At 68.9% G+C, this 6,237-nt stretch carries 4 protein-coding genes and 1 tRNA gene; all 5 read left to right on the top strand.

All coding sequences use genetic code 11. The annotated features are described in order from the left end of the window. Nucleotide 1 precedes the first annotated feature (1 nt). Nucleotides 2-2,242: an ACP S-malonyltransferase gene (gene fabD / locus E0500_RS07790; protein ID WP_131572001.1), complete on the top strand. Its 2,241-nt coding sequence runs from the start codon at nt 2-4 to the stop codon at nt 2,240-2,242. Nucleotides 2,243-2,353: 111 nt separating this feature from the next. Then, nucleotides 2,354-3,388, top strand: a complete 1,035-nt coding sequence (locus E0500_RS07785; RefSeq protein WP_131563999.1) for an NADP-dependent oxidoreductase — start codon at nt 2,354-2,356, stop codon at nt 3,386-3,388. A 241-nt stretch (nt 3,389-3,629) separates the two neighbouring features. Beyond that, on the top strand, nt 3,630-4,454 hold the full coding sequence (locus E0500_RS07780; protein ID WP_131564000.1) for a methyltransferase domain-containing protein: 825 nt from the start codon (nt 3,630-3,632) through the stop codon (nt 4,452-4,454). A gap of 89 nt (nt 4,455-4,543) precedes the next feature. Continuing rightward, the gene (locus tag E0500_RS44880; RefSeq protein ID WP_131564001.1) at nt 4,544-5,758 is read left to right on the top strand and encodes a cytochrome P450; all 1,215 of its coding nucleotides are present in this window, start codon (nt 4,544-4,546) and stop codon (nt 5,756-5,758) included. A 386-nt stretch (nt 5,759-6,144) separates the two neighbouring features. After that, a tRNA-Asp gene (locus E0500_RS07770) sits at nt 6,145-6,219 on the top strand. Nucleotides 6,220-6,237: the final 18 nt, after the last annotated feature.

The raw sequence follows: 6,237 nt of genomic DNA, 5'->3' as shown, positions 1-6,237 counted from the left end.
CATGAGGGCGGTGGTCTTCCCAGGCCAGGGAGCCCAAGGGCGCGGCATGGGACGCGAGTTGCTCGACGCACACCCCGAACTCGTCGAGGAGGCGTCCAATGTGCTCGGCTACTCGGTCCGTGAGCTGTGCCTGGACGACCCGGAGGGGCGGCTGGGCCGCACCGAGTACACCCAGCCGGCGCTGTACGTGGTCGGGGCGCTCGCCTACCGGCGCCGCCGCGAGGAGGGCGGTGCCGAGCCGGACTTCCTCGCCGGTCACAGCCTGGGCGAGTACTGCGCGCTGCACGCCGGGGGCGCGTTCGACTTCGCGACCGGTCTGCGCCTGGTCCAGCGGCGCGGCGCCCTGATGGCACAGGCACGCGGCGGCGGCATGGTGGCAGTGGTGGGGACAGGCCAGGAGAGTCTTCGCGCGCTGCTCGAAGACGGCGGTTTCGCCGGGGTGACCATCGCCAACGACAACACACCGGACCAGCAGGTCGTCTCCGGGGACACCGGCACCGTCGACGCGCTCGTGCCCCACCTGGAGTCCCGTGGCGTCCGCTGTGTGCGGCTGAACGTCTCCGGCGCCTTCCACTCGCCCCTGATGCGGCAGGCCCAGCAGGAATTCGCCCGCTCCATGGAGCGCTTCACCCTGCGCCCGCCCCGCATCCCCGTGATCGCCAACGCGACGGCCCGCCCGTATCCGGCCGACGACCCCGCCCGGCTGCTCATCGAGCAGGTCGTCCGGCCCGTGCGCTGGACGGAGAGCGTGCGGTACCTGCTCGACCAGGGCGTCACCGAGTTCGTGGAACTCGGCGGCCGGGTGGTCGGCCGCCTGATCGAACGGATCCGTTCCGCGCCACGCCCGGCACCCGTCTCCCACTCCCACTCCCGCTCTCGTACCCCGGCCACGGCGCTGGGCAGCGCGCTGTTCCGCCGGCGCCTCGGGGTGCGGTACGCGTACCTGGTGGGCGGCATGTACCGGGGCATCACCTCTCCCGAGATGGTCGTCCGGCTCGGCCGCGGCGGCATGCTGGGGTTTCTCGGCACCGGTGGACTGTCACTCCCGGAGGTCGAACGCGGGGTGAAGGCCATCCAGCGCGACCTGGGCGAAGGACAGCCCTACGGCGTCAACGTACTGGCCGACCACGACGACCCCACGGCCGAGCGCGGCCTCGTCGAGCTGCTGATGCGCCACGACGTGCGCGTCATCGAGGCTTCGGCGTTCACACGGATCTCCGAGGCGCTCGTCCTGTACCGGGCACGAGGGCTGCGCCGAGGCGCCGACGGCACACCGGTGTGCGACCACCGCATCGTCGCCAAGGTCTCCCGGCCGGAGGTCGCCCGCGCCTTCCTGGCACCCGCCCCCGAGCCGGTGCTGGACAGGCTCCGCCGGGCGAACGAGCTCACCGACGAGCAGGTGGAACTCGCCCGGCAGGTTCCGATGAGCCACGACCTCACCGTGGAGGCGGACTCCGGGGGGCACACGGACGGCGGCGTCGCCACCGCGATGATGCCCGCGATGCAGGCCCTCCGGCTGCAGGCACAGGAGGAGCACGGCTACGCCGAACCGATCTGCCTGGGCCTCGCCGGAGGCCTGGGCACCCCGTCGGCGGTGGCCGCGGCGCTGATGCTGGGCGCCGACTACGTGCTCACCGGTTCCATCAACCAGTGCACGGTGGAATCCGCGATGAGCGACGTCGTCAAGGACATCCTCCAGGACGCCGACATCCACGACACGGCCTACGCCCCGGCAGGCGACATGTTCGAGATGGGCGCGAAGGTCCAGGTGCTCCGCAAGGGCGTCTTCTTCCCGACGCGGGCCAACAAGCTGTTCTCCCTGTACTCCCACCACGACGGTCTTGAGGAGCTACCGGCGAAGACACGCTCCCTCCTGGAACGGACGTACTTCCACCGGAGCCTGGACCAGGTCTGGGACGAGGTCCGCGAGTATCTCCGCTCGCAGGGGCGCGAGACGGACATCGCCCGGGCGGAATCCCATCCCAAACAGAAGATGGCCCTGGTCTTCCGCTGGTACTTCTTCCACACCACCCGGATCGCCCTGGAGGGCGACCCGCACGACAAGGTGAACTACCAGGTCCACACCGGCCCCGCGCTCGGCGCCTTCAACCACTGGGCCAGGGACACCGAATTCGCGTCCTGGCGAAATCGCCACGTCGACCGGATCGGCCTGCGGCTGCTCGAAGACGCCGCGGACTGGATCGATTCCACGTACCGACGCTGGCAAGAGCCCGCAGCCTGAAACCAGTCGAACCCCACCCCGAACCCCCACCCCGAACCCCTGTATTCCTGCATTTCCGTAATCCCGTGTTCGACGGCTCAACAGCCGTCTTCCGCGGTTTAGGAGAACGTGATGACCGTCCCGTCCGTCCCGTCCATTCCGTCCAAGGGAACCGAAGTCCGGCTGGCTGCCCGCCCCGAGGGGTGGCCGACCTTGGAGAACTTCTCCGTCGTACGGGCGGAAGTGCCCGCTGTCGGCGCCGGCCAGGTGCTGGTGCGCAACCTGGTCATGAGTGTCGACCCGTACATGCGCGGGCGGATGAACAACATGCGGTCCTACGTACCGCCGTTCGCCATCGGAAAGGCGCTCGAAGGGGACGCGGTCGGCGAGGTGATCGCGTCGAATTCGCCCGGACTCGCGGTCGGTGATCTCGTACTGCACCGCCTCGGCTGGCGGGAGTTCGCCGTGGTGGGGGCCGCCGGAGCGGTCAAGCTCGACCGCGGGCACGCGCCGCCCGGTGCGTACCTGGGCGTGCTCGGCATGACGGGGCACACCGCGTACGCGGGGCTCCTGCACGCCGCCCGGTTCTGCGCGGGCGACGTCGTGTTCGTCTCCGGGGCCGCCGGTGCGGTCGGCTCGCTGGCCGGCCAGGTGGCCAGGGTGCGGGGCGCCGCGAAAGTGGTCGGATCGGCCGGAAGCGCGGAGAAGGTGGCGTGGCTGACCGAGGAACTGGGCTTCGACGCGGCCTTCAACTACAAGGACGGACCGGTGCTGGAGCAGTTGGCGAAAGCCGCGCCGGAGGGCATCGACGTGTACTTCGACAACGTGGGCGGAGAGCACCTGGACGCCGCGCTGGTCATGGCCAGGATGGGGGCACGCATCGTGCTGTGCGGCGCGATCTCGCAGTACAACGACACGGTCCCGGCGGCCGGCCCGCGGAATCTTCTCCAGGCCATCGGCAAGGGCATCACCCTGCGGGGCTTTCTCGTCGGGCAGTACGACGGCGTCAAGGACCAGTTCCTCACCGATATGAGCGGCTGGCTCACCGAGGGCCGGATCACCCACCGGGAAACCGTTGTGCGAGGGCTGGAGAACGCTCCGGCCGCCTTCATCGACATGATGCGGGGCGCGAATATCGGAAAAATGCTGGTCAATATCGCCGACTGAAGTATTTTCCGTTCCCGTTCCTTCCCGTTTCGTATTCCCTCTCCGGCGTCAGACGGCTAGCATTCCAAGTACCTTCTCCTCAGCTCGCGTTGACAGCGCCGGGATGTTTCTGCCGTCGGGTTCCCCACGGCTTTGAGCGAGCGGCCGCGACACCATGGCCAGCCGCCGAGTCCAGCTGCCGATTCCAGTCGCCGAATTAATTCGTCGAATTCAGTGAACCAGAAAGAAAAGAGGACCTCGCATGTCCAGCCAGCACACCATCGTCCCCGTCCCCGAAGAGGTCGGACTCCTCTACGACCGGCTCACCGCCATGGACACGGAGGAGGTGGGCGGCAGCCTCCACCTCGGCTACTGGGAGTCCGAGGACAGCGACACGCCGCTCACCGAGGCGGCGGACCTGCTCACCGACATGATGGCCGACCGACTGCGGCTCACCGCTGGGGCGCGGGTGATCGACGTCGGCTGCGGACTGGGCCAGCCCGCCATGAGGATCGCCCAGCGCGCCGGCGTGCATGTGACCGGAGTCTCCATCAGCCGGGACCAGATCGCCCGCGCCACCAAGCTCGCCGAGGTGCACGGGCTCTCCGACCGGGTGGAGTTCCAGCACGCCGACGCCATGCGGCTGCCCTTCGCCGACAACTCCTTCGACGCGGCTCTCGCCATCGAGTCGATCTTCCACATGCCCGACCGCGAACAGGTGTTCCGCGAGATCCAGCGGGTTCTGCGCCCCGGCGGCAGGCTCGTGCTCACCGACTTCTTCGAGCGCGCCCCGATCCCGGCCGACAAGAAGACCGCCGTGGACCGGTGCCTGCGCGACTTCATCATGACCCTCGCCGACCCCGACGACTACCTGCCCATGCTGCGCCGGGCCGGCCTGCGCTGCGTCGAGTTCCTCGACATCACCGAGCAGAGCGTGCGCCCGACCTTCGAGCGGATGGCCCAGGCCGGCAACGAGGATCTGGACCCCATCTTCGAGGAGGAGACGGACAAGAAGTTCAGCCCCGCGGACATGGTCGACGTCGACGAGTTCGGCTCGCTCCTGCTGACCGCGCGCAAGCCGGCCTGAGCCCGCCACACCCACGCGACACCCGTACTGGGACCAGAGGGCCAGAGGACCAGAGGACCAGAGAACCAGAGGACCAGGAGCAAAACCACGTGACCGAACCCCACGACGAGGGCAGCAGCGCGCCCGCCTTCCCCGTCCCCCGCACATGCCCGTACCGACTGCCCGACGAATACGTCGGCCTCCGCGAGAGCGAACCGGTGTCGAAGGTGACCCTTCCCACCGGCCGCGAGGCGTGGATCCTGACCCGCTACGAGGACGTCCGCGCGGCGCTGAACGACCCGCGTCTCAGCTCCGACCGCGGCAATCCGGACTACCCGATGCTGGTCGAGATCGCCAAGAGCGACAAGGACTCCAACCTGTCCATCGCCGGCATGGACGCACCCGAGCACACCCGGGCGCGTGGTGCCGTGGTCGGCGAGTTCACGGTACGGCGCATGGAGGCCATGCGCCCGCGTATCCAGGCCATCGTGGACCAGTGCGTCGACGCGATGCTGGCGGGCCCCAAACCGGCGGACCTGGTGCGGGCGGTCTCCTTCCCGGTGCCGTCGCTGGTCATCTGCGAGTTGCTCGGCGTTCCGTACACCGACCACGCCTTCTTCGAGGACCGCACGTCGACCATGCTCAGCATGACCCTGCCGCCGCTGACCCGGCAGCGGGCGTTCAAGGAACTCCAGGCCTATCTGGACGAGTTGGTGACGAGCAAGGAGAAGGACCCCACCGACGATCTGCTGGGCCGGCAGATCGTCAAGGCCCGGAAGAAGGACGCGTACGACCGCGACGCCCTGGCCGACCTGGCGTTCCTGCTGCTGACCGCCGGGCACGACACGACCGGGAACATGATCTCGCTGGGCACCCTGGCCCTGCTGGAGCGGCCGGAGCTACGGGCGAGGCTCCTCGACGATCCCGCCGGAACGCCGGACGTGGTCGAGGAGCTGCTGCGGTACTTCACCATCACCGACATCATCACCGCACGGGTGGCGAAGGAGGACGTCGAGATCGGCGGCCGCACCATTCGGGCCGGTGAGGGCGTCTTCGCGCTCGGCGGCGCCGCGAACCGCGACCCGGCCGCGTTCACGAACCCGGAGGAGATCGACGTCGAGCGCGGTGCCCGCCAGCACCTGGCGTTCGGGTACGGCCCGCACCAGTGCCTCGGGCAGAGTCTCGCCCGGATCGAGCTGGAGATCGTCTACACCACCCTCCTGCGTCGTATCCCTGACCTCCGCCTGGCCACGGAGGCCGACAGCCTCCCGCTCAAGAACGACGTGGCGATCTTCGGCCTGCGAGAGCTGCCGGTCACCTGGTAGCGAGGCACGCCGGGGTCCCACACACCCCCGTGCAGCTCGGCTCGGGTGCACTTCCGGCGACACCCGAGTCGAGCCCACGCAAGGTCCCGCGGACCGGCGGGGCGGGCACGATCGGACGGCGTATCCACGACGTATCCACGGCGCATCCATCGACGCCCCGGCCTTAGAACCCCCTGCCCAGGGCAGCAGTGGAGCCGTTCGTCACGTGCGCGGAGCACGCCTCATGGTCTGATACGCTTTTCCAGCGAGATCGGCCCGCCGAACAGCCTCCCACCGGTCACTGGAAACCACCAGCCCGGCCACGGCGACAAGGCAGACCGAAAACCCGTTAGGGGCACGCAACACCGTGTGCGACACTGAATCAGCTGGTTCGCACACAACAGCAAGGTCCTGTGGAGCAGTTTGGAGTGCTCGCCACCCTGTCAAGGTGGAGGCCGCGGGTTCAAATCCCGTCAGGACCGCTGGAGTTTCGCAGGAAA

This window comes from Streptomyces sp. KM273126 (assembly GCF_004337435.2).
GTDB classification, from domain to species: domain Bacteria; phylum Actinomycetota; class Actinomycetes; order Streptomycetales; family Streptomycetaceae; genus Streptomyces; species Streptomyces acidicola.
The sequence above is the reverse complement of the archived record's forward strand: the minus strand, read 5'-3'. Positions and strand labels throughout refer to the sequence as shown.

Bases quoted from the DNA above. Each gene is read 5' to 3' on its own strand.
- fabD (WP_131572001.1), top strand. From the start codon at position 2: ATGAGGGCGGTGGTCTTCCCAGGCCAGGGAGCCCAAGGGCGCGGCATG.
- E0500_RS07785 (WP_131563999.1), top strand. From the start codon at position 2,354: ATGACCGTCCCGTCCGTCCCGTCCATTCCGTCCAAGGGAACCGAAGTC.
- E0500_RS07780 (WP_131564000.1), top strand. From the start codon at position 3,630: ATGTCCAGCCAGCACACCATCGTCCCCGTCCCCGAAGAGGTCGGACTC.